15 protein-coding genes are annotated in these 23394 nt (G+C 70.7%); 5 read left to right on the forward strand and 10 right to left on the reverse strand.

Translation table 11 applies throughout. The features are described from left to right. Positions 1–66: 66 nt before the first annotated feature. Positions 67–1176, forward strand: coding sequence for a glycosyltransferase (locus ACGFNI_RS18750; protein WP_393685049.1), 1110 nt, complete (start codon positions 67–69; stop codon positions 1174–1176). A 14-nt stretch (positions 1177–1190) separates the two neighbouring features. On the opposite strand, the gene ACGFNI_RS18755 is transcribed toward ACGFNI_RS18750, so the two are convergent. The 3 genes from ACGFNI_RS18755 to ACGFNI_RS18765 all read right to left on the reverse strand — a co-directional run bounded on the left by ACGFNI_RS18755 (position 1191) and on the right by ACGFNI_RS18765 (position 4529). After that, positions 1191–2678 (reverse strand): CoA transferase, encoded by a 1488-nt coding sequence (locus tag ACGFNI_RS18755; RefSeq protein ID WP_393685051.1) that lies wholly within the window; start codon positions 2676–2678, stop codon positions 1191–1193. A 35-nt stretch (positions 2679–2713) separates the two neighbouring features. Then, on the reverse strand, positions 2714–3694 hold the full coding sequence (locus ACGFNI_RS18760) for a 3-hydroxyacyl-CoA dehydrogenase family protein (RefSeq protein ID WP_393685053.1): 981 nt from the start codon (positions 3692–3694) through the stop codon (positions 2714–2716). A 97-nt stretch (positions 3695–3791) separates the two neighbouring features. Then, entirely contained in the window at positions 3792–4529 is a 738-nt protein-coding gene (locus tag ACGFNI_RS18765; protein ID WP_393685055.1) for an acetoacetate decarboxylase, read from the reverse strand. 177 nt (positions 4530–4706) lie between these two features. On the opposite strand from ACGFNI_RS18765, the gene ACGFNI_RS18770 reads away from it, so the two are divergent. The 4 genes from ACGFNI_RS18770 to ACGFNI_RS18785 all read left to right on the forward strand — a co-directional run bounded on the left by ACGFNI_RS18770 (position 4707) and on the right by ACGFNI_RS18785 (position 8687). Further along, a complete protein-coding gene (locus ACGFNI_RS18770) occupies positions 4707–5624 on the forward strand; it encodes a LysR family transcriptional regulator (protein WP_393685057.1) in 918 nt (305 codons plus the stop codon). A gap of 149 nt (positions 5625–5773) precedes the next feature. Then, positions 5774–6010, forward strand: coding sequence for a ferredoxin (locus tag ACGFNI_RS18775; protein WP_393685059.1), 237 nt, complete (start codon positions 5774–5776; stop codon positions 6008–6010). Then, a complete protein-coding gene (locus tag ACGFNI_RS18780) occupies positions 6000–7394 on the forward strand; it encodes an NAD(P)/FAD-dependent oxidoreductase (protein WP_393685061.1) in 1395 nt (464 codons plus the stop codon). Before ACGFNI_RS18775 ends, ACGFNI_RS18780 begins: the two co-directional genes overlap by 11 nt. Positions 7395–7448: 54 nt before the next feature. Next, on the forward strand, positions 7449–8687 hold the full coding sequence (locus ACGFNI_RS18785) for a cytochrome P450 (protein ID WP_393685063.1): 1239 nt from the start codon (positions 7449–7451) through the stop codon (positions 8685–8687). 244 nt (positions 8688–8931) lie between these two features. On the opposite strand, the gene ACGFNI_RS18790 is transcribed toward ACGFNI_RS18785, so the two are convergent. The 7 genes from ACGFNI_RS18790 to ACGFNI_RS18820 all read right to left on the reverse strand — a co-directional run bounded on the left by ACGFNI_RS18790 (position 8932) and on the right by ACGFNI_RS18820 (position 23356). Then, positions 8932–10584 (reverse strand): AMP-binding protein, encoded by a 1653-nt coding sequence (locus ACGFNI_RS18790; protein ID WP_393685064.1) that lies wholly within the window; start codon positions 10582–10584, stop codon positions 8932–8934. A gap of 12 nt (positions 10585–10596) precedes the next feature. Next, entirely contained in the window at positions 10597–12510 is a 1914-nt protein-coding gene (locus ACGFNI_RS18795; RefSeq protein WP_393685066.1) for an FAD/NAD(P)-binding protein, read from the reverse strand. A gap of 22 nt (positions 12511–12532) precedes the next feature. Further along, positions 12533–13924, reverse strand: coding sequence for a TrpB-like pyridoxal phosphate-dependent enzyme (locus tag ACGFNI_RS18800; protein ID WP_393685068.1), 1392 nt, complete (start codon positions 13922–13924; stop codon positions 12533–12535). A gap of 20 nt (positions 13925–13944) precedes the next feature. Continuing rightward, entirely contained in the window at positions 13945–14202 is a 258-nt protein-coding gene (locus tag ACGFNI_RS18805; RefSeq protein WP_393685070.1) for an acyl carrier protein, read from the reverse strand. A 44-nt stretch (positions 14203–14246) separates the two neighbouring features. Next, complete coding sequence (locus tag ACGFNI_RS18810; protein WP_393685072.1) at positions 14247–14843, reverse strand: LysE family translocator; 597 nt, start codon at positions 14841–14843, stop codon at positions 14247–14249. A 505-nt stretch (positions 14844–15348) separates the two neighbouring features. Further along, positions 15349–15984, reverse strand: a complete 636-nt coding sequence (locus ACGFNI_RS18815) for a LysE family translocator (protein ID WP_393685074.1) — start codon at positions 15982–15984, stop codon at positions 15349–15351. Between the two features lie 160 nt (positions 15985–16144). Further along, on the reverse strand, positions 16145–23356 hold the full coding sequence (locus ACGFNI_RS18820; protein WP_393685076.1) for an amino acid adenylation domain-containing protein: 7212 nt from the start codon (positions 23354–23356) through the stop codon (positions 16145–16147). Positions 23357–23394 lie beyond the last annotated feature (38 nt).

Genomic DNA, 23394 nt, shown 5'->3' on the forward strand with positions numbered 1-23394 from the left:
ATGCAATCCCTTGGAGTTTCCGTGACATTGCGGATAGCCGTCACTGCCGAGCCGATACCTTCGCATGTGTCCGCGCTCGATTACGTCACAGGACCGGCCCTTGAGCAGGGCCATGACGTCGCCCTCTACGCGCCCCGCATGTTCCGCCGCGAAGCCCGGCGGCGAGGAGTGGAGTTCCACCGGGCGGGGACGGACTGGACCTGCGATCCCGGCGTTCAGCAGGCGGCGAGTGGGATCTGGCAGGAGTCCGGAAACGCGTCCTTCAACCGGTACGTCTTCGGGCGGCTCTGGCCGGATCAGGCCGAGGCGAAGGCCCGTGATCTGCTCGCCGCGTGGACACGGTCGCGGCCCGATCTGGTGATCGCCGAGTGCAGCGATCTCGGCGCGCACCTCGCGGCGAAGGTCCTGCGACTGCCCGTGCTCGCAGCGGACAACGGCCTCGGCCCGGTGCTTCTGGATCTCTGGGACACCGACATCGCGCCCGCGTTGACGCCCCTCTTCAAGCAGCACGGGCAGGACACTCCCGCGCTCCCTCCGATGCTCACCCCCGCGCCGGTCCCGTGGTTCTACGAGACGCCCCCGGCGTCCGCACGCGCGGTCCGGCGTACCACCGCGGGAGACCGGACGGCCCTCCCCGATTGGCTGGACCGCTCCCCCTCCGCCCGCCCCCTCGTCTACGCGAGCCTCGGCACCCTGACCACCGCGATGTCGGGGCTCCGTACCGTCGTTGAGGACATGTACCGGGAGATCATGGCCGCGCTCTCCGCGATCGACTGCGACGCGATCGTGTCCGCGGGAGACCTCGCGGAACACATGCAGAGCACGGACCCCCGCATCACTGTCGTCAAGCACGTCCCGCAGCCCGCGCTCCTGCATCGTGCCGACCTGTTCGTGACGCACGGCGGCCGGGCATCCCTGCTCGACGCGGTGCAGGGCGCAACTCCCGTCCTGGGCATGGGAATTCTCGGTGACCAGCCCGACAACACCGCCACGTTCGCACGGCGTGGCCTCGGCCGCGCGCTGGAACTCACCGCGACGCGCGACGAGATCGCCGAAGCCATGACGGCCGTCCTCGGCGACTCGTCCTACGGCGCCGCCATGGCCTCCGCCAACGCCGAGCTGTCCCAGCTGCCACCGCTCGACCTCGCGGAACTGCGGGACGGCACGGGCGCGTAGCCCCGCGGATGAGGTCAGGCCGTGGGCAGCCATTCCGCGCGCTGGGAGCCGCGCGGGACGAGGATCTGCCGGTAGGCGCCGGGGGTGTCCGACATCTTCACCTGGTCGGTGATGCCCTGGTAGTGGCCGAGCGGGGTCTCGGCGGTGAAGACCTCGGGGTCCGGATAGGCGTGGAGTTCGCCGGTGCCGGCCACCTGCTTCGCGTACGCCTTGTCGAAGATGCCCATGGACAGGATCCACAGGGCCACGCGGGAGAGGGAGACGTGGACGCGGTAGCTGCCGCCGTGCACGGCGCGGCGCCGCAGCGCCTCGGCGATTCCGGCCGTCATGAACCAGGAGACGAGGTAGTCGTTGACCACGGTGATGGGCGGCAGGGCGGGCTCGTCGCCGTCGCCCTCCAGGTGCAGCAGGCCGGTGAGCGCGCCTGCGGTCTGGTCGAAGCCGAGGTGGTCCTTCCAGGGTCCGGTCCGTCCGTTCAGCGACACCGTGGCGTGGATCAGACCCGGGCGCCGGGCGATGGCCTCTTCCTCGGACAGGCCGGTGGAGTCCAGGAAGCCGGGACGGCGGTTGGCGTAGAACACGTCGGCGCCTGCCTGGAGTTCGTGGATGCGGGCCAGGCCCTCCTGCGTGTACGGGCTCACGGTGGCGGAGCGCACGCCGACGCCGGTGGTGAGGTAGGTGACGTCGTGTTCGAGTTCGTAGGGCCGCCACAGGTTCAGCACGTCCGCTCCGTGCAGGGCCATGGCGCGCCCTGCGCCGGCGCCGGCGATGATGTGGCCCATGCCCAGTGCGCGTACGCCGCCCAGCGGGGCGGTGGGGCCTGCGGGCAGCGGTTCGGGGGCGCTGTCGCCGATGCGGGTGATCTCCACCAGCGGCATGTCGGCGAGCACATCGGTGTACTGACGCTCCGTCAGGATCTCGCTGGGTGTGCGGACCATCGGCATGACGCACCCGGCCTCCGCGCCGGCCTGCTCCAGTTCCCTGGCGTTCCACCGCGAGATCGCGGCGGCGACGTGCTCGGGGACGTCACCGACGCCGAGCAGCTTCTGGGCGGCGACCTTGATGTTGGGGTAGATGTTGAACGGCATCATCCAACGGCCGTCGGCGGTGCGGTAGAAGTTGTTGGCGAGTGCCATGTTGATGACGGACGGAGTGCCGCCGGTGTAGCCGTTGAGGAGTTCCCACTTCTGCTCGTAGAAGGGGCACAGGCGGTGGGGGCCGACGCGCAGGTCCATGTGGATGTCCTGGCCGCGGCCCGTGCGGTCCTTCCACAGGGCGGCGACGGCGGCGGACTTGGCGGCCAGCGCGATGCCGGATGCCGCGCCCAGACGCAGGGTGCTGGGCACGACCGGGTCGGCCCCTCCGAAGGTGATCGAGCCGCCGGTGTCAGCCGGCTTCAGCCCGATCTCGGCGAGCACCTCGGCCATTTCGGCCTGGACGTCGAACGCGTCGTCGGTCGCCGGGTGGGCGATGGCCTTGTTGATCTTCTTGGTGAGGGACATGGCCTCTTCGTTTCTCACGTGGTGCGGCGGGGGGATCAGGCGCGGCCGGTGGATCCGGAGTCCGGGGTCTCGCCCAGGGCGCGCATGACAGCGATCTGTGCGCGGTCGCGCTCGGCGGCGAGTTCCTCGACGGTGCCGTCGCCGAACGCCTCGCGCGCCTGGTTGTTGAGGACGGCGACGGTGGTGTCGTCGAAGGCGGGGTTGCCCAGCGCGGGCCACATGGTGGCTTCCATCGCGCGGCCGAGGTGCTCGATGAAGTGCGGCAGACCGCCGGGTCCGCCGCCGAGGTGGAAGGTGCGGAAGGGACCTGCGACGGCCCAGCGCATGCCGATGGACGCGGTGACGATGTCGTCGAGTTCCTGCTCCGTCACCACGCCCTGGGCGACGAGGTGGACGCACTCGCGGAAGAGGGCGGACTGCAGGCGGTTGGCGACGAATCCCGGGATCTCCTTGTGCAGGACCTGCGGCTGCTTGCCGAGCGCGCGGTAGAAGGTCTTGGCCTGCTCGACGGTGGCCGCGGAGGTCTGCTCGCCGGGCACGATCTCCACCAGCGGCACGAGGTGCGGCGGGTTGAAGGGGTGGCCCACGACGAGGCGTTCGGGCTGCCGCATCGCCTGGGCGATGGCGGTGGCCGGGATGCCGGAGGTGGAGGTGGCCAGCAGCGCGTGGGCGGGGGCTGCCTGCTCGACGGTCCGCCAGATCTGCTGCTTGACCGCCAGGCGTTCGGGGCCGTTCTCCTGGACGATGTCCACGCCCGCGACGGCGGTGGCCAGGCCGGCTTCGAAGGTGAGCCGGCCGGCGAGGTTCTCGGTGGGCAGTCCCAGTGCGGCCAGGGCGGGGGTGATCTCGTCAAGTCCCGCCAGGACCAGGTCCGCGATATCGGGGCGGGGGTCGCTGATGACGACGTCGATGCCCCGGGCGAGGAAGAGACCGGCCCAGGAGATGCCGATGACGCCGCCGCCGATGATCGCGGCGCGCTGGTAGGAGTCCGGGGCGGGCTCAGGGGTGGGAGTCATGATCTCGAAGCTTTCTCGAAGAGGCGCGCGTGTGGGCTTCGTCGCGGACGCCTACGGGAGTGGCCGACGGCGGGGGGCTCGGCCGGCCTCCGGCACCTCAGTCGGCGAGGTAGTCGTAAACGGGCGCGACGGGGTTGAGGGTGAGGTCGGTGACGAGGTGGGAGGCGCCGACGACCTCAAGGACCGGCAGGTCCGCGAGCGGGGCTATCGCGTGGGCGAACAGCTCCAGACGGGCGGGGCCGGTGAAGGCGCTCTTGACGGTGACGTCGGTGACCTGAGTGCGGACCAGCTCGCAGATGCGCGGGGTGCCGTCGTAGTGCGGGACCGTCTTGATCATGAAGCCGGGCGGGCAGATCTCCGCACGGGCCGCTTCCAGGTCCATGGCGTGGTGCTTGTAGCCCATGGTGGCGGTGGCCACCCGCAGGGTGCCGTAGTCGAGCGTGCCGACCAGCGTGTCGGAGTCCACGTAGAGGGCGGGGGAACCGGCCTTCTTCGGATAGGCGCTGTACTCGCGTCCACTGGAGATCGCCGGGACGCTGTCCACATACATCGCGAGGTTGAACTCGCCCGCCTCGCCCTCGTGCTCGACGGCGATGAGCTGACCGGCCTCGGTGTAGTCGCCCAGCCCTGTGACGTCGGGCATCCGCATGATCTCGAAGCGGACCACCGGGTCGGTGACGGTCAGCGGCTCCGGGACGAGCCGGCGCAGCGCCTCCGGGTCGGTGCGGTAGTGGATGTTGAGGTACTCGCGGTTGGTGAAGCGGTACCGGGTGGGCGCGTAGGCCGGAGAGTCCACCGGGGTGGTGAAGAGCCGCGCGACATCGTGCTTGTGCATCAGGAACTCCAGGGAGACGGGCCACCGAACCGGCGGGTGGGTAGCTGTGTGCCGCGGAAACCGCGGCGGAGCTGTCCCCCATCGGTTTCTCCGGGAAGGGCGCCGCTGTGTGCTGTGGAACGCCCACGACCCATGGGACACCTCTGGATGCATGTCCGTCCAATATATGTTGAGGTCATGAGCAATATGGCTACGGATATCAATTTGACGAGGCGGCTGCTGGAGCAATTCCTGGTGGTGGCCGATGAGAAGCATTTCGGACGCGCCGCAGAACGGCTTTCCATGAGCCAGCCGCCGCTCAGCCAGTCGATCCAGCGCCTTGAGCGTGGCCTGGGCGTGCGGCTTTTCGAGCGGGGCCCGGGAGGCGTCAGTCTGACCGCGGCGGGCGAGGGCTTCGCCGTGGACGCGCAGCGCCTCCTCGACGCCCAGTCCGCGGCCGTCGAGCGGGCCAGGCGGGTGGCGAGCGGCCTGGAGGGCGACGTCCGGCTGGGATATGTGAGCATCCTCAGCCACCACTACCTGCCCGATCTCCTGCGGGCTGCGGCCGAGGAACTGCCGGGTCTGCGCATCCACCTGCACCAGGATTCGCCGGCCGCCCTCGCCGAGATGGCCCGCTCCGGCACGCTGGACCTGGCGTTCCTCCGTGACCCTTCGAACCTGTCGGCCGACCTCGTCGGCCGGGACTTCGCCGTCGAGCGCATCGCCGCTGCGGTGCCGCACGATCACCCGCTGGCCGAGGCCGACGAGGTCGCTCTGGGCGACCTGCGCGACGACGGCTTCGTACTCCCCGACGCCACCGCCCTGCCGACCCTGGCCCATCAGGTCCAACTGGCCTGCCGCGAAGCCGGGTTCACCCCCCGCAGCCGCGCGGTGTCCGACGACCTCACCGGCCTGTTCAGCTACGTCGCCTCCGGGCTGTGCGTCAGCCTGCTGCCCGACCGCCTGCGCGACTTCCTCGTCCCCGAGGTCGCCCTCGTTCCGCTGCGCGGGGCGTCGCCCTATCTGGAGACCTCCTTGGTCGCCGTGCACCGCCCGGACGCGGACCCGGCCGTACTGCGCCTGCTGGAACTCATCACCCGCCACATGGCCGGGTGACCCGCCTGGCGCCTCACCCCGTCGGACCGGTGGGAGTGCACCTCGCCAGGGGGCCTTCCATTCTGGACCGGGACAGCCTGCGTCCGGGCTGCCCGCCGGCGTGGCCTACGGCAGCGCGCACGACCACGTCGCGAAGAAGCGGAGACCTCATGAGGCTCGTCGTTGATCTCAACCGGTGCCAGGGGTACGCGCAATGCGCCTTCCTCGCCCCGGAGGTGTTCGCCATGCACGGTGACGAGGCGCTGATGTACGACCCGCAGGCCGACGACGCGCAACGCGAGCACGTGCTCCGGGCGGCGAACGCCTGCCCCGTCAAGGCCATCACCGTCGAGGCCGATGGCGTGGCGCAGGCCACGGCACGGGCGGGTGCCTCCCGTGTCGGTTAACGGATATCTGGGGAAGTTCAGGCGCGAGGGACGCATCGTCATCGTCGGTGCCTCTCTGGCGGGGCTGCGGGCCGCCGAGACGCTCCGCGAGGAGGGCTTCACCGGCACGCTCACCATGGTGGGTGACGAGCCCCACGAGCCGTACGACCGGCCGCCGTTGTCCAAGCAGGTCCTGCTCGGCAGGGTGCCCTACGACCACACGGCGCTGCCACGGCGCCGGGCGATCGACGCGCGGTGGCGGCTCGGCGTCGCGGCCACCGGTCTTGACCCGGTGGACAAGCAGGTGCGGCTCGCCGACGGCGAAGCGGTCGGGTACGACCGGCTGCTGATCACGACCGGCGTCCGTTCCCGCCCCTGGCCGAACGACCTGGAAGCCGACCTGGACGGGGTGTTCGTCCTGCGCACCAAGGACGACGCGGCCAAGCTGCATCACCGGCTGACGGCCGGTCCGCGCCGGGTGCTGGTCATCGGCGCCGGGTTCACCGGCTCCGAGATCGCCTCGGCCTGCCGTGAGCGGGGGCTGCCCGTCACCGTCGCGGAACGCGGTCCGGCTCCTTTGGTGGGTGCGCTCGGCGGCGTGATCGGTGAGGTGGCCGCGGCCCTCCAGCGCGAGCACGGTGTCGATCTGCGGTGCGGGGTACAGGTCACCGCTCTGGAAGGGGACGCCGCGGGTCGGGTGCGGCGGGCGCAGTTCTCGGACGGCACGGCGCTGGAGGTGGACGTGGTGGTCGCCTCCCTGGGGGCGACCCGCAACACCGAATGGCTCGCGGGATCCGACCTCGGCGCCGGGCCGCGCGGGATCGCCTGCGACGCCGGATGCCGGGCCTTCGACGTGCGGGGCATCGTCACCGACGACATCTTCGTCGCCGGTGACGTCGCCCGCTCCCCGCATCCGCTCTTCGGCTACCAGTTCCTCTCGCTGGAGCACTGGGGCAATGCGGTCGCGCAGGCCGAGACCGCGGCCCACAACATGATCAGTGCCAGCTCGGACCGCCGCCCGCACGTGTGGATGCCGTCCTTCTGGTCCGCGCAGTTCGGCGTCAACATCAAGTCGGTCGGCGTCCCGCCCATGGCCGACCAGATCCTCATCACCCAGGGGTCACTCGCCGAGCACCGCTTCACCGCGGCCTACGGCCACCAAGGCCGCGTCATCGCCGCCGTCACCTTCGACCAGGCGAAAGGGCTGGAGTTCTACGAGCGGCAGATCGAGCAGGCCGCGCCGTTCCCGGCCGGCTTCCCCACCGTCGACCGGCGGCCCGAAGGGATGCATCCCGTACCGGCCGGCTTCCCCGACCCCTCGCTCCCCAGCCACGGCCCCACCGTCACCCTCAGCGGCCACTCACCGGCCGACCGGCGCATCTCGTTCACCCCCAGGCGCGCCTGATTCCGCCGCGCTCTCACGACAGCTCCCTGCCGCAGCACCCGGAAGGAATCCGCCATGACGTCGGTCGCACTCCTGCGCCAGATCACCGACTACGCCCACCGCGCCGACCCGTACCCGCTCTACGCCGAACTCCGGAAGACGCCGGTGGTGCGGGACGAGGCGGGCCCCTATCTGGTCAGCACGTACTGGGAGATTCATGGCCTGCTCCACGATCCGCGGGTCAGCTCCGACGCCCGCAATCTGAGCGCCGAGGCCGCCGAGTTCCTGGGGCAGGAGGAGGACCCGAACCTGCCGCCGACGTTCCTCAGGCTCGACCCTCCCGAGCACGACAGACTGCGCCGGCTGGCGATGCGGCCCTTCGGGCCCCCGCACTCCCCCCGCCGGGTGTTCGACATGCGCGGAGAACTCGGTGAGATCGTCTCCGGCCTCATCGACGGCTTCCGGGACCGGGACCGGATCGACCTCGTCGACGACTTCTCCTACCCCTTCCCCGTCACGGTGATCTGCCGGCTCCTCGGCGTCCCCCGCGAGGACGAGGCGCACTTCCACGGCTGGGCCGACACCCTCGCCGCCGGCCTCGACCCCGTCCAGGGCACGCCCGAGGAGCGCGAGACGCAACTGCGGGCCATCCGGCAGGCCCGCGCCGATCTCGCCACCTATCTCGCCGGACTGATCGAGGAGCGGCGCCGCGCACCCCGCGACGACATGCTCTCCGCCATGGCCGACGACCACGGGCCGGACGGCCGGATGTCGCCACTGGAGATGATCAGCACCTCGGCTCTCCTGCTGATCGCCGGCCACGAAACCACGGTCAACCTCATCACCAACGGGATGCTGACCCTGCTGCGCAATCCCGACGTCCTCCAGCGGCTGCGCGACAACCCCGGTCTGGCGGTCCCGCTCGTGGAAGAACTGCTGCGGTTCGAGCCCCCCGTCCAACTGCTGCCGCAGCGCACCACGCTGGCCGACATCGACATCGCCGGCACCCTCATCCCCAAGGGCGCCTCGCTGTGGCTGCTGCTCGCCTCCGGCAACCGGGATCCCCAGCGCTTCCACGACCCCGACCGCTTCATCCCCGAACGCCCCGACAACCAGCACCTGGGCTTCGGCAGCGGCATCCACAACTGCTTCGGCGCTCCCCTGGCCCGGCTGGAGGCCCAGATCGCGCTGACCGAGCTCGTCCGCCGGCTCGACAACCCCCGCCTGATCGATGACCCGCCGCCGTATCGTCGCAACGCGGTCCTCAGAGGGCCCCGGCACCTGCCCATCGCCTTCGACGGCCTCACGTCGTAGTGCGCGGCGGCGGCTCGGCTCCGGATCCTGGGCCTGTGGGAAATTCTCGACATGGGCCAGCCGGAACGCACTCCCACCGGTCCGCTCGAAAAGCTCAGGGTCAACGAACGCAGCAAATGCGTCTTCGCAACCGAGGCGGGCATCGCGCCCATCGCTGGGCGCGACGCCGCGATGGCCGCCGCGGACGAATCGGTCCTCGCGCCGCTGCCCAGTCCGGAGCGAGCCACCCTCCAGGCGACTCAGGTCACCAGCCGGCGAACTCGACGTTGCGGGACCTGCGCAGCACCCGGACCGCCTCGCGCTGGACCTTCCCCGATTCGGTGCGCGGCAGATCGTCCACGAACTCCAGGAACCGTACGAGCTTGGGCGCGGGCAGGCGTTCCCGCAGGTGCGCGAAGAGTACCTCGGCGGTGGCGCGGGTGGCGTTCCACCCGGCGGACAGCACCACGTACGCCTTGGGTACGAGTGCCGTGCCCTCGGACACCGGTACCACGGACAGTTCGGCGACAGCAGGGTGCAGCACCAGCACATGCTCCAGTTCGAGCGGGGCGATCGGCTCCCCGTCGGGCCCCTCGAACACGTCCTTGCGCCGCCCCAGATAGACCAGGGATCCGTCGCTGTCCCACCGGGCCAGGTCACCGGTCCGGTAGAGGCCGCCCGCAGTATGGATGGCGGCATTGTCCTCCGGGTCCAGATAGCCGCGCATCATGCCGACGGGTTCGTTGGTCAGGTCAAGGCACAGCTCGCCCTCCTGGGCCGGCTCGTCGGTGCCGGGCCGGACCACCACCAGTTCGTATCCCGGCAGGGGGTGGCCCATGGATATCGGGTCGGCCGGGGAGGAGGCGGTGACGCCGGCCATGGCGGTGACCTCGGACTGGCCGAACCCGTTGCGGACGGTCACCCCGGCCAGCAGGCGGACCTGCTCGACCACATCGCCCATGAGCGGTTCACCGACGCTGACCGCGTTTCGCAAGCCGGGCAGGCCGTCGGGCAGCCCCGTGCGGATCAGTGCCCGCCAGATGCTGGGCGGTGCGCAGAAGCTGGTGACCGTGCCGGACCCCAGCACCTCCAGCAGCCGCTCCGGGGTCGCCTCGGCGGTGTCCATGGACACCACGGTGGCCTCGGCGTTCCAGGGTCCGAACAGCGAACTCCACGGGTACTTGGCCCACGCCGGGGCAGAGACGTTGAGGTGGACGTCACCCGGCTGCAGCCCGTTCCAGTACATGCTCGCCAGATGCCCGATGGCATAGCTGACGTGCGAGTGCACCACCAGTTTCGGCCGTGAGGTGGAACCGGAGGTGAAGTAGTAGAACAGCGGCTCGTCGGCGTCGGTGGGGCCCTCCGGTACGAAGGTGCCCCGGTGCTCGGCCGAGGTGGCGAAGTCGACCCAGCCCTCATGTTCCGCACCGACGATGATCTTGATACGGAGCCCGTCCACCGCGAGCCCGGGAGCGATCCGGTGGTCGGCGATCACATGCTTGGCTCCGGCCCTGCCGATCCTGGTGCGCAGTTCCTCGGGCGAGATGGTGATGAAGGCGGGTGCGACCACGGCCCGGATCTTGATCAGTGCGAGCATCAGCTCCCACAGCTCGATCCGGTTGTCCATCAGCAGCATCACCACGTCGCCCCGGCGGATGCCCTGTGCCAGCAGCCAGTCGGCGGCCTGGTCGGAGCGGCGGGAGAGCTCCTGGAAGGTCAGGTCGCCCTGCCCGACGATGCGCAGGGCCACCCGGTCGTTGCCCTCGGCGATCCGGTCGAACCAGTCGATCGCCCAGTTGAACCGTTGTGGGCGCGGCCACTGGAACGCGTTGCGTGCGGCGTCCTGGTCATCGGCGTGGTGCAACAGCAGGTCCCGTGCGGCCCGGAAGTCCCGGTACGCCTCGTCCTGTCCGGACAACTTTTCCCCCGATCACTTGAAGGCGTTGGACTTGGCCCGGCGCAGCAGGCTGAGTGCGATCACGTCGGCGTCCCTGGAGAACGAGGTCTGCACGCCGGGCCGGCCGTTGCCGATCTGGGTGAACCAGCACGCCCCTTCGGTGGGGATGCCCAGCGCGTACAGGGCCCGGTGCGGCCGGCCGTCGGCGGCGATCACCCGGCGCTCGGCCGGGGTGATGTGCAGTGCGCCGGTTTCGAAGCGGTCTTCCGTGGTGGCATGTGTGAACCCGACGGCCATCCTCTCGTCGACCAGCTGCCTCATCAGCGGATCGGTGTTGCGGGTCAGACCTGCGGTCGGGATCCGCGAGTCGATGAGCACGTCGCAGTGCTTGCGCGAGTCTGCGACGGCGGGTGACTCCAGGAAGAACCGGCCCCGCTCGGCGTCGCATCCGTGCACCACGTCCGGCCCCACCACTTCAAGCACTCCGGCGTCGATCAACGCCAGGAACTGCGCGGTGCGTTCCAGTGGTGGTCCGGTGAACAGCAGTGAGGTGCGCGAGACGAACCGGCCGAGGAAGTCGCCCCGATGGGAGCGCGGGGTCAGTCCTCCGAAGTCCACGGCGTGCCGCAGGACCTCGCGGGAGTCGCGGATGGCGTCCAGCGCGGCCTTGAGCGGGCTGTCCACGTTGCCCTGGCCGGCCTCCACGATGTCGGCGCGCATGATGCGCCGTACCTCGGCGATCAGACCGGCACCGGAGGCGAAACGTTTGCCCTGAAAGGGCCGGGACAGGTGGTCGAGGTCGACCAGCTCCACGTCCTGGAGTCCGTGGCGCCATGCCACCTCGGGCCAGCTTTCCGGTTCCGGGCCGAGGGCGAGCAACTCGGCGCCGACGGCATCGGCGCGTTCCGGCCCGTGCTGGGTCCTCGCCTGGGTGGTGTAGTACACATAGTTGATCTCAGCGTGCAGAAGGTGAGCCACGTCCCGGTCGAAGTCCAGGGCCGGGTTGCCTCGCTGTGCCACGTTGCGTTCGCGCAGCCGGCCGATGGCGGCCGAGGTGAGGAACTTCGGCGCCGAACGGTCGGTCACACCCTTCTGGTTGCGGCCCCGCGAGTGGATCGGTAACCCGGTGCGCGAACTGGCCACCACAGAAGGTTCGTTGCCGCTGGGGACGTAGAACATCGCCCCGCCGACGCTCTCCTTGAACTTCCCGCCACGACCGATGGTGAAGGACATCAGGACGTCGTAGAAGGACAGGCCGAGTCCCACCACACCGACCGCGGTGCCCGGCGCGACCGAGGCGAGTCCCAGGTCGGCGGCCGAGTCACCGCTGAAGTACCGCAGTTCGGGCCGGTCCTGCGCGAACCGCGCCAGCTCGGACTGCTGCTCGGACAGCTCCGCCCGGCCGTGCCCGGTGGTGATCACCACGGCGTCGGCGGTCACGGTCAGCTCGTCGTCGGCGGTGGACACGCGCAGCTCGTAGCTGTCCCCGTCCTCGCGCAGCGAAGTCACCTTGCCGGCCACCTCGACGACCTCGCCGAGCCCGGACGCGCCACGCAGCACCACGTCGTACACATAGCGCAGGTACCTGCCGTAGGCGTACCTCGGTGCGTAGTCGTCGCGGCCCAGACCCGACAGCGCCGGGTCCGGCTGGGTGCGCAGCCACTGCTGGAAGGACGGGCCGGCGCCCGGCCGGCTCGGCTCGGCCTCGGAGACTCCCGAGAACATGCTGATCTCGCCGACCACCGTGTTCATCAGGAAGCAGGCTTCCTGGCCGGTCCGCCAGATCCGCCCTGCCCCCAGTTCCACCGCGTCGATCAACCAGATTCGGACGCTCGACGGCTCCGGCTCGGCCGTCAGGTTGGCCAGGATCCGCTCGAACACGGAGATCCCGCGCGGCCCTGTGCCCACGATCGCGACGTTCAGCACCTCGTCAGTCAGGTGTCGCACGACCTGCCCCCCATCCTCGCCCTCAGCGCGCTGCTGCGCCGAGGTCGTCCATGACCGGCAGGCGGTCGAGCGATGCGGCGATGGACTCGTCCGAGGCCGCCATGTCGGTCATGTTTCCGTTGAGGAACTGGTGGTAGGCCGACAGGTCGAGCAACCCGTGACCGCTGAGGTTGAACAGGATGACCTTCTCCCTGCCCTCCTTCTTGGCCAGCAGTGCCTCCTCGATCGCGCCCCGGATGGCGTGCGCCGACTCGGGGGCCGGGATGATGCCCTCCTCGTGGGAGAAGGTGATACCGGCCTCGAACACCGCGCGCTGCGGGTAGGCGACCGCCTCGATCAGCTTCTGGTGGTACATCGCGCTCACCAGCGGAGCGGCGCCGTGGTAGCGCAGACCGCCGGCGTGGATGCCCGGGGAGACAAAGGTGTGGCCCAGGGTGTACATCTTGGTCATCGGCGTGATGCCGGTGTAGTCGTTGTAGTCCCAGGCGTAGCGGCCCTTGGTGAGCTTCGGGCATGCCTCCGGCTCCACCGCGACGAACCGGGTGTCCAGGTTCTCGCGCACCTTCTCGTGGAAGAACGGCAGGGTGATGCCGGAGAAGTTGCTGCCCGCGCCGACCGATCCGATCACGACATCCGGGAAGTCGCCGATGGCGCGGAACTGCCGGATCGCCTCCTGCCCGATGACCGTCTGGTGCAGCAGGACGTGGTTCTCCCCACTGCCCACCGAGAGGTTGCAGCCCTCCACCTGGCGGGCGTGCTCGAAGGCTTCCGCGTTGGCGATGGACAGGCTGCCGTCGGTGTGGGGGTCGCGGGCCAGCGCGGCGCGCCCGGCCTCGGAGTTCTCATGAGGGCTGGAGATGACCTTGGCCCCGTTCATCTCCATCATGATCCGGCGGTAGGGCTTCTGGTCGTAGCTGACCCGGACCATGTAGACGGTGCACTCGAGGCCGAAGATGCGGCAGGCGACAGCGAGGGCCGAGCCCCACTGGCCGGCACCGGTGCCGGTGGTCAGGCTGGTGATGCCGGCCTGCTTGTAGTAATAGGCCTGGGCCAGCGCCGTGTTGAGTTTGTGGCTGCCGGTGGTGTTGGTGCCCTCGTACTTGTAGTAGATGCGGGCCGGGGTGTCGAGCAACCGCTCCAGCCGCCGGGCCCGGTGGAGCGGGGTCGGCCGCCAGCGCAGGTACTCCTCGCGCACCCGCTCCGGTATCTCCACGAACCGCTCCCGGCCCATGCTCTGCCGGTACATCGACAGCGGGATCTGCGGGGTGACCGCGGCGCCGTCCTTGCGGGTCTCCGGCCGTGCCTGACGCAGCTTCGCCGCGTCCTCGACGCCGTTGAGGTCGGACAGCACGTTGTACCAGTGCGTGGGAACGATTTCTTCAGCGGTCAGCGAGGTCTCTGCCGAATTCAGCATGACGTTTCCGATCCTTGTTCCTAGGAATTGTCAACGTGCGACTGGACCAACTTCACGAGATCGCCGACCCGCGTCAGCGAAGCCTGAAAGAGCTCGCTGTCGCCGATCTTGATGCCGCATTCCTCTTCGACTCGGACCGCAATTTCAAGAATACTGAGCGACTCGATGCCGATCGCGTGCAACTCGTCGTCGCGTCCGATCTCGGCCGGTGCGGCCGGACCGAGTACGGCCGCGATGATCTCGCGTACCCGGGATTCAACCTTCTCTGGAGGCGTCAAGATTTCTCTCCCCTGGAGCGTTCTTCACTTTTCCAGCCGTTGCGCTAAAGCATGGAACTCGTCATCACTGCGGTGCGCAGTCCGAGCAGCAGCAGGACCGCTGCGCTCACCCAGGCCAGCCCCATCCGTACCGCCGGCATGGCCAGCAGCCGCCGGGCCAGGCCGACCAGCGTGACCACCACCGCGTACCAGGCGGCGCTGATCAGGATCTGCACTGCGGTCAGCGTGATCACATCGGCGGGCGAGCCGCCGCCGGCGGGTAGGAACTGCGGGATCAGGGCCAGGTAAACGGTGGCCATCTTGGGATTGGCGGCACTGGTGACCAAGCCCGACCGGTAGGACCGCCAGAGGGTTGCCGTGTCGTGCCCCTCCGGCGCTTCCGGCGGCTGGTGCCCGAAGTTCCGCCGGTTGCGCACCGTCATCGCCGCGAGATAGCAGAGGTAGGCTGCGCCGGCCAGCTTGAAGACGGTGAACACCAGTTCGGACGTCTGTGTCAGGGCGGCCAGTCCCAGGGCGGAGGTCGCCGCCCACATGAGCAATCCGGTACTGCTACCGAGAATTGTCACCAAGCCGGCCCCGCGTCCGAAACGCAGGGTTTCATTCACCAACACCATGAATGACGGTCCCGGGGCGGCCACCATCGCGAAAACCGTCGCGATGAAAGCCCCATTCACCACGGGACTGCCACGATTTCAATTGCCATTCGGCCGCAGCGCGGCAGCAAGGCTTGCAAAGCCAATCGAAAGGACCCCCCTCCAAGGCCCGAAATCCCCCGAACTCACAATCGCAACATTTGAAACAGTAGCCGCTCCGATCGACCCAAGCAACCAGCTTCTTGAAGAAGTCTTGATGCGGGACGGAGGTTTACGGATCAGTAAGTGTCGATTTCGGCCACCACGAAGTGTGCCTGCGAACGCATCACGGTGGACGTGCCGCACGAGGGCGTGCAATTTCGGCCATGCGTATACTCCGGTCCGAATGCTGAACTGGTAGTTCAGCATTCCACTTCCTCTTCGCGGAAATACACCGCAGGGCCGGCGAGGGGCCGGCCGGGCGGCTCCGACGCCGTGTTCACATCCGGCGCGTGGAGGCCGTCCCAGTCGCGCTTGAAGGCAGCAGCCGCCAACCAACCGTCCAGGCAGGGGATCAGGAACTCTCGACGGCCGTGGCGATGCCCAGTGCCATCAGGACGGCGGCGGCGGTCCGCTCCAGGACCGTGTTCACCCGCGGGCGACGCAGCCAGGTGAGCATCCGGGCCGCGAACACCGCCACCAGCGTCAGCCACAGTGCGGCGATGGCGGCGTCGATGACGCCGAAGGCCAGGGTCACCGACAGCGTCGAGTGGCCGTCGGGCAGGAACTGCGGGACCACCGCCACGAAGAAGACGCCCACCTTGGGGTTGAGCAGGCAGCTCAACAGCCCCTGGCGGAAGGCCCGTCCGGTGGTCGGGGCGGGGACGGACGGTTCGCCGGGCAGCTCCGGACCGCCTCCGGCACCGCGGCGGCAGGCCCACAGGCTCTGCACACCCAGGAAGATCAGGTAGGCGGCACCCGCCAGGCGGACCGCGGCGAACGCCGCGTCCCAGCGCTGGAGCACCGCTGCCAGTCCGACGGCCGCGGCCATTGCCCAGGCGAGCGAGCCCGCTGACGCGCCGAGCGCGGTCGCGATGCCCGAGAAGCGCCCGCCGCGCACGCAGTTGCGCAGTACCAGGAGGGTGTCGGGCCCCGGAGCCACCGTCACCAACAGCGCGAAGAGGGAAAAGCTGACGAAGGTGGTCGTCACTGCGGGCTCCTGTACTGGCGGCGAGCGGGAGCGGAGCTCGGGCCCCGCCCCTGGCAGTTTAGAGCCGTACAAGATCGGCCGGACAGGCACCGGGCGGCGGGGCAGGCCGTGCGGGGGCCGGGCCCGCTGTCCGGGCCCGGCCCCGCTTCGCCGGACGGGTTCAGCCCCGCAGGTCGCGCAGCCTGCGGTCGAGGTGGCGGCCGATCTCCGCCAGCGGGCCGTTGCGGGTCATGTCCTTGTGGCGGCAGGTGACGTTGTGGTTCTCGATCGTGCCGTCCACGTAGGGCTTCCAGTCCCGGTGGGTCAGCGCCGCGTCCACGGGGTCGACGGTGGCGGTGAAGAACAGCAGGTCGCCGTCGAACACCCGGTGTGTCACGCCCTGTTGGAGCTCCGCCGACGAGACGAAGGTGTCCATCACCCCCTGGATGGTGGGCGCCGCCAGCTCGGAGAGCACCCCGCCGCGTTCGGCGATGACCGCCATGACGCGCTCACGGTCCAGCGGCTCGTCGTCCAGCTGTGACAGGTCGTAGTGCGACATGTAGAGCAGGGAGCGCAGTGCCTGCTGCTCGTGGTCGTCGGCCAGCTTCTCCCAGGGGTAGCGGGGGTACGAGTCGAGCATCCCCAGCAGGGCGACCTGCTCCCCTTCCTGGCGCAGCCGGGTGGCCATGGTGTGCGCGACGACGCCGCCGTACGACCAGCCGACGAGGTGGTACGGGCCGTGCGGCTGGACCTGCCGGACGTGCTCGATGTACTCGGCCGCCATGTCCTCCAGCGAGCCGGCCGCCGGCAGCTCCCCCGTCAGCGCCCGGCTCTGGATGCCGTACAGCGGGCGGTCGGCGTCGATGTGCTGGCGCAGGCCCGCGAACGGCCAGCTCAGGCCGGACGCCGGATGCAGGCAGAACAGCGGTGGCAGCTCGCCATCGGTGCGCAGCGGCAGCAGGACGCCGAGTGCCTCGCGGCTGCCCGCGCCCGAGGCGCCTGGCGGGGCCTGGCCGTCACGGTTGTCGAGGTATTCCGCGAGGCCGGACACCGTCGGACGGGTGAAGAGATCGAGCACCGGGACGTCCCAGCCGAGCCGGGTGCGCAGCGCCGTCTGCACCCGGGCGAGCAGCAGGGAGTGGCCGCCCAGGTCGAAGAAGTTGTCGTGTGCGCCGACCTGTCGCACGCCGAGGGCCTGCTCCCACACCTCGGCGACCATGCGCTCGGTGTCGTTGCGCGGCTCGGCGTACGGTCCTGCGGCCCGCGCGCCGTCGGATGCCGCCGCCTCGTCCGCGCGGGCGGCGAGCGCCTTGCGGTCCACCTTGCCCGAGGTCATCAGCGGGAACGCGGGCACCAGGTGGCACTCGCGCGGCACCATGTACTCGGGAAGTGCGGTGCGCAGCCAGGCCAGCAGTGCGTCGCCCGCCACGGTCGGCTGCGCGGTGTCCGGTGTGCACCAGGCAGCCAGGTGGTCGCCGCCGGGGCCGCCCTTCCGTACCAGCACCACGGCCTGGCGGACGCCGGGATGGCGGCTGAGTACGGACTCGATCTCCTCCAGCTCCACCCGCACCCCGCGGATCTTGATCTGGTTGTCCACCCGGCCCAGGAACTCGATGTTCCCGTCCGCGCGGTAGCGGGCCAGGTCGCCGCTGCGGTACAGCCGGGCACCCGGTTCGCCGGAGAAGGGGTCGGGGACGAACGAGACCGCGGTACGCCGGGGGTCGCCGAGGTAGCCGCGGCCCAGCGGGACGCCGCCCAGGTAGAGCTCGCCCGGCACCCCGACCGGCACCGGGTTCATCGCCGTATCGAGCACATGCACACGGGTGTTGGGGTTCGGACGGCCGATGGTGATGCCCGCTTCGGCGTCGCCGCGGTAGACCTGGCAGGTCACCCCGATCGTGGTCTCGGCCGGCCCGTAGCCGTGGTACATGGTGGCGTCGCCCAGCCGGTCGCGGAAGCGCCGGAAGAGTTCGGGGGTGAGCACTTCGCCGCCGCACCACACGTGCTTGAGGGAGGCGCCGGCCGTCGCGATGTCGTCGCGCTCCAGCATGATGTCGAGGATCGACGAGACGATGTAGACGAAGGCGATCCGCTCGCGTCCGATCAGCTCCAGGAGGTGCGCGACATCGCCCTCGCGTCCCGCGTCGGCGACCACCAGGGGCGCGCCGGCGGCCAGCGGCAGGAAGATCTCGTTGACGGAGATGTCGAAGGTCAGCGGCGCCTTGTGCAGCACCGGATCGTCCGGGGTGAGGCCGAGAAGACCGATCTGCCAGGGCAGCCGGTTGCTGATGGCCCGGTGCCGGATCATGGCGCCCTTGGGGGTGCCGGTCGACCCCGAGGTGTAGATGACGTACGCCAGGTTTTCCGGGGCGAGGGAGACGCCCGGGTCGCTCTCGGGCTGTCCTGCGAACCAGTCGCCGGTCAGGTCGAGTTCGACGGGGGTCACCGTGTCCGGGAGGCCGTCCGCGTCCTTTGCCGTGGTGAGGACGGCGACCGGCCGCGCGTTGTCGACGATGCCGGCGATCCGCAGGGCGGGCCACGTCGGTTCCAGCGGGACGAAGGCGCCGCCGGCCTTCTGCACGGCGAGCAGGCCCACGACCATCTCGGCGCTGCGTGGCAGGTGGATGCCGACGGTTTCCTCGGGTCCGGCTCCGAGCTGGGCCAGCCGGTGTGCCAAGCGGTTGGCGAGGACGTTGACCTGACGGTAGGTCAGGCGGTGCGGTCCTGCGATCAGTGCTTCCCGGTCCGGGTGCAGGCGGGCCTGTTCCTCGAACATCTCGGGGAAGCTGCGCGGGTCCACCGGTGCGGCGGTGTCGTTCCAGTCGTGGACCATCGTGGTCCGCTCGGCGTCGGAGAGTACCTCCAGCCTGCTGAGGGGCAGCTGCGGATCGTCGACGGCCTGCCGCAGCAGCCGCAGCAGCCGTTCGGTGAGGGTCTGGGCGGTCGACTCGTCGAAGAGGTCGGTGGCGTATTCCAGGAATCCCTCGATGCCGTCCCCGCCCGGTGTGTCGCTCAGCGACAGGGTCAGGTCGAACTTCGCGGAGCCGTTGTGCACCCGGACCGGCCGGGCCGAGATCCCCGGCAGCCGTGGGTCGGGGCGCCCGGCACCGTAGGAGAGCATGACCTGGAACAGCGGGTGGCGGGCGGGCGAGCGCGTCGGGCGCAGCTCCTCGACCAGCCGCTCGAACGGCACGTCCTGGTGGTCGAAGGCGGCGAGGTCGCCGGCCCGCACCCGGGCCAGCAGCTCGGCGAAGCCGGGGTCGCCCGAGGTGTCGGTGCGCAGGACCAGGGTGTTGGCGAAGAACCCGACCAGGTCCTCCAGGGCACGGTCCGCGCGGCCCGCCACCGGGCTGCCGAGCGGGATGTCGCTCCCGGCGCCGAGGCGGGTGAGCAGGGCGGCGAGCCCGGCCTGGAGGGTCATGAACACCGTCGCCCCGCAGCGCTGCGCCAGGGCCCGCAGTTCCTGGTGCAGGTGCGCGTCGATGTGGACCGGGACGCAGGCGCCGCGGTGGCCTGCGACGGCCGGGCGGGTGCGGTCCGTTGGCAGGTCGAGCTGGTCGGGGATGCCGGCCAGTCGCTCGGCCCAGAAGGCGAGTTGAGCGGTGGTCAGGTCGCCCTCGTCGGCGAGCAGTTCGCGCTGCCAGAGGGTGTAGTCGGCGTACTGCACGGGCAACGGGGCGCGCCGTGGGGCGGTGCCTTCCCGCCGGGCCGTGTAGGCGTCGGCCAGGTCGTCGGCCAGCGTGGCGAGCGACCAGTCGTCGCCTGCCGAGTGGTGCAGCAACAGCAGCAGCACGTGGTCGTCGGACGACGCGCGCAACAGCCGTGCGCGCAGCGGCAGATGGCCGGTCAGGTCGAAGGAGAAGCGGGCGGCTGCGGCGAGTTCGGCATCCAGGTTCTGCGGTTCGACGTCCAGGACGTCCCATTCGACGGTGGCTTGTCCGGCGGGCAGCACGAGTTGGTGCGGGTCGCCGTCGTCCGGCGGAATGACCGTGCGCAGGCTCTCGTGCCGGGCCACCAGGTCCGCCACCGCCCCGCGCAGCGCGTCGGCGTCCAGCGGGCCGGTCAGCCGCAGCGCCAGCGGAATGTTGTAGGTGGGGCTCGGCCCCTCCATGCGGTGCAGGAACCACAGCCGGCGCTGGGCGTAGGACAGGGGTGTCCGCTCGGGGCGGGTGGCCGGCACCAGCCGGGGGCGGGCGGGGGCCGCGGTGTCCAGGCGGGCGGCCAGCGCCGTGGGGGTCGGCGCCTCGAACAGGTCCCGGACGCCGATGCCGGTGTCCAGCGCGTCACGGACCCGGCCGACCAGGCGGGTGGCCAGCAGCGAATGCCCTCCCAGCTCGAAGAAGTCGTCATCGGGGCCGACCTGCGCCACGTCGAGCAGGTCGGCGAAGAGCCCGCAGAGCACCTGTTCCCGGACGTCGGCGGAGCGGCGCTCGGCGCGGTTGCCGGGGAGGGCGCCGGGTGCGGGCAGCGCGGCGCGGTCCAGCTTGCCGTTGGCGGTCAGCGGCAGGTTGTCGAGCACCACGACGGCGGCCGGCACCATGTGTCCTGGGAGCAGGCCGGCGGCGTGGCGGCGCAGTTCGGCGGGGTCCGCTTCGGTGTCCGGGTGCGGGACCACGTAGGCGACCAGCCGGTCGCCCATGGCGGGGTCCGCGCGGACGACGACCGCGGACTGTGCCGTCGCGGGGTGGCTGAGCAGCGCCGCCTCGATCTCGCCCGGTTCGATCCGGAAGCCGCGGATCTTGACCTGGTCGTCCGCGCGGCCCAGATGGTCCAGGCGGCCGTGCGGGTCGCGGCGGGCGAGGTCGCCGCTGCGGTACATGCGTGCGCCTGGCGGGCCGTAGGGGTCGGGCAGGAACCGCTCGGCGGTCAGACCTGGCTGCCCGAGGTAGCCGCGGGCCAGCCCCGCGCCCGCCACGTACATCTCGCCGACGGCGCCCGGCGGTACCGGGCAGAGCGCGCTGTCCAGCAGCCGTACCCGCAGGTCCGGCAGGGGGAAGCCGATCAGACCTGTGGCGTCGGGGGCGGCGTCGGCGGGGCCCAGTTCCCGGTGGGTGACGTGCACGGTGGTCTCGGTGATGCCGTACATGTTGACGATCCGCGGGGCGCCTTCGGCGTGCCGCAGGTACCAGTCGGCGAGCGCGGCGGGACGCAGTGCCTCGCCGCCCAGAATGATATGACGCAGGGTCAGATTCTTTCCGGCATCGGGTTCTTGGCCGTCCGCAGCGGCCAACTGCCCGAAGGCGGTGGGGGTCTGGTTGAGCACGGTGACCCGCTCGTCCACGAGCAGCCGCAGGAATTCCGCGGGTGCGCGGCTGACGGTGTACGGCACGACCACCAGCCGTCCGCCGTGCACCAGCGCGCCGAACAGTTCCCAGACGGAGAAGTCGAAGGCATAGCTGTGGAACAGCGTCCAGGTATCAGCGGCGCCGAACCCGAACCAGCGGCGGGTCGCCGACAGCAGGCGCACCACGTTGCGGTGCGGGATCACCACCCCCTTCGGCACACCGGTGGAACCCGATGTGTGGATGACGTACGCGCAGTCGGTGTCGCGCGCCCCGGCGACGGACGGCGCGGTCGCCGGGTGGCCGACGACCGCCGCGCGCACCGCCGGATCGTCCAGGGCCAGCCGGTCCTGCCCCTCCTCCCCCACCGGCAGCCCTTCCGCTGGGTGGGTGTCGGTGACGAGCAGCGCCGGGCGGGCCGTACGCAGTACGGCGGCGGTGCGGGCGGCGGGCTGGTGCGGGTCGAGGGGCAGATACCCGGCGCCCGTCTTGAGTACGGCGAGGATCGCGGTCACCAGCTCCGCCGAGCGGGGCAGCGCCAGAGCGACCAGGTCCTGCCGGCCCACGCCCCGCGCCAGGAGTTCGTGTGCCAGCCGGTTGGCGTGTGCGTCGAGTTGGCGGTAGGTGAGGCGGTCGGCGCCGTCCACCACGGCGACCGCGTGGGGGCGGGCCTGCACCTGCCTGGCCACCAGTTCGGTCAGGGTGGCGCCGGTCTGCTGCGGGCCGGCGGCGTCCGCCGCGTCAGTGGTGGCCGCGAGTTCGGGCACGTCCGCGCGTTCCTGGTCGGCCACGGTGTCCAGGAGGCCGATGGGTGACTGCGGGGCGGCGGCGAACGAGCCCAGGAAGGTCAGCAGGCGGGCGTGGTGCGCCGCCGCTTCCGCCTCGCCGTAGAGCGCCGGGTTGGCGTCGACGGCGAGGTCGGCACTCTCCCGGTGCGGGTCCTCGCGGAAGCTGATGGTGAGGTCGTCCACCGGTCCTGCGGACAGGTGGTGCACCTGTGCCCGATGGCCGTCGAAGCGCAGGTCGGGCGCCGTCATCCCGACGTTGACCAGCGGGCCGGTCAGCCGTCGTCCGGTGGCGGGCAGGCGCAGGTCGCGCCGGATGTCCTCGCCGCGGTAGCGGGCGTGCCTGCGGACGTCGCGCAGCCGTAGGGTCACCTGCCTGACGAGTTGCGCGGGGGTCAGCGACGGGTCCAGGGAGAGCGTCAGCGGCAGGACGTTGACGGTGGTGGCCGGGATGCGGGCGGCGGCCGAGCCGAGGCGGCCGGCGAACGGCAGCCCCAGCACGATGTCGGTCCTTCCGGTGACCCGGTGCAGATAGGCGGCGACGGCCGCGAGCTGGAACTCCGGCCGGGTGGTGCGCAGTTCATCGACGGCCCGCTCCACCGCGGTGCGCAGCGCATCGGGTTGGGTCCGCCGGGTGCGCAGGAAGCCGGGCGAGGGCGGGGCGGTCCCGGTGGCCAGGCCGGCCGGCTCCGCCGCCCCGGCGAGCGCCGCCTGCCAGTGGTCCCGGTCGCGGTCGAAGCGGGCCGATGCCCGGTAGTCGGCCTCCTCGGTGAGCAGCCCGTCGAGCCCGGCGAACCGCGGGAGCTGCGTCTCGTCGCCGCGCACCGACGCGGTGTACAGGTCGGCGACCCGGCTCTCGACCATGCTGAAGCCGTAGCCGTCCAGGGCGATGTGATGGCACATGAAGTACCAGAGGTGCCGGTCGGCGCCGAGCCGGATCAGGGCGTTGCGCACCAGCGGTCCTGTGCCGAGGTCGACCGGCCTGCGCAGGTCGTCGCGCATCCACTCCAGGGCGTATCCGAGCGGGTCGGGGCGGTCCTTCGCGTCGATCCGCAGCAAGGTGGCACCCGCGTCATCGGCGGTGTCGCCCGCCAGGACGGCGACGGGTTCGGCGCCGGTGCCGCGCTCGGTGAAGCACAGGCGTAGCGAGGGCGCCTCGGCGACGGCGCGGTGCAGCGCCGCCGCGAAGAGGTCGGCGTCCAGCGGTCCGGACAGCTCGACGTATTCGGCACAGTTGTACGCCGGACTGTCCGGGTCGCGCTGCTGGGCGTACCAGATGCCCGACTGGGAACCCGTCAGCGGCTGTCCGTCGGCAGGATCGATCATGACGGGCGACTTCCATTTCTCTGGTCGGGTGCGGCGGG

Source organism: Streptomyces sp. NPDC048644, assembly GCF_043199105.1.
Lineage (GTDB): Bacteria > Actinomycetota > Actinomycetes > Streptomycetales > Streptomycetaceae > Streptomyces.

What these genes read in the sequence shown, in the direction of transcription:
- ACGFNI_RS18755 (WP_393685051.1), bottom strand. Translation starts at nt 2,678, where the DNA reads ATGTCCCTCACCAAGAAGATCAACAAGGCCATCGCCCACCCGGCGACC.
- ACGFNI_RS18760 (WP_393685053.1), bottom strand. Translation starts at nt 3,694, where the DNA reads ATGACTCCCACCCCTGAGCCCGCCCCGGACTCCTACCAGCGCGCCGCG.
- ACGFNI_RS18765 (WP_393685055.1), bottom strand. Translation starts at nt 4,529, where the DNA reads ATGCACAAGCACGATGTCGCGCGGCTCTTCACCACCCCGGTGGACTCT.
- ACGFNI_RS18770 (WP_393685057.1), top strand. Translation starts at nt 4,707, where the DNA reads ATGAGCAATATGGCTACGGATATCAATTTGACGAGGCGGCTGCTGGAG.
- ACGFNI_RS18775 (WP_393685059.1), top strand. Translation starts at nt 5,774, where the DNA reads ATGAGGCTCGTCGTTGATCTCAACCGGTGCCAGGGGTACGCGCAATGC.
- ACGFNI_RS18785 (WP_393685063.1), top strand. Translation starts at nt 7,449, where the DNA reads ATGACGTCGGTCGCACTCCTGCGCCAGATCACCGACTACGCCCACCGC.
- ACGFNI_RS18800 (WP_393685068.1), bottom strand. Translation starts at nt 13,924, where the DNA reads ATGCTGAATTCGGCAGAGACCTCGCTGACCGCTGAAGAAATCGTTCCC.
- ACGFNI_RS18810 (WP_393685072.1), bottom strand. Translation starts at nt 14,843, where the DNA reads ATGGTGGCCGCCCCGGGACCGTCATTCATGGTGTTGGTGAATGAAACC.
- ACGFNI_RS18820 (WP_393685076.1), bottom strand. Translation starts at nt 23,356, where the DNA reads ATGATCGATCCTGCCGACGGACAGCCGCTGACGGGTTCCCAGTCGGGC.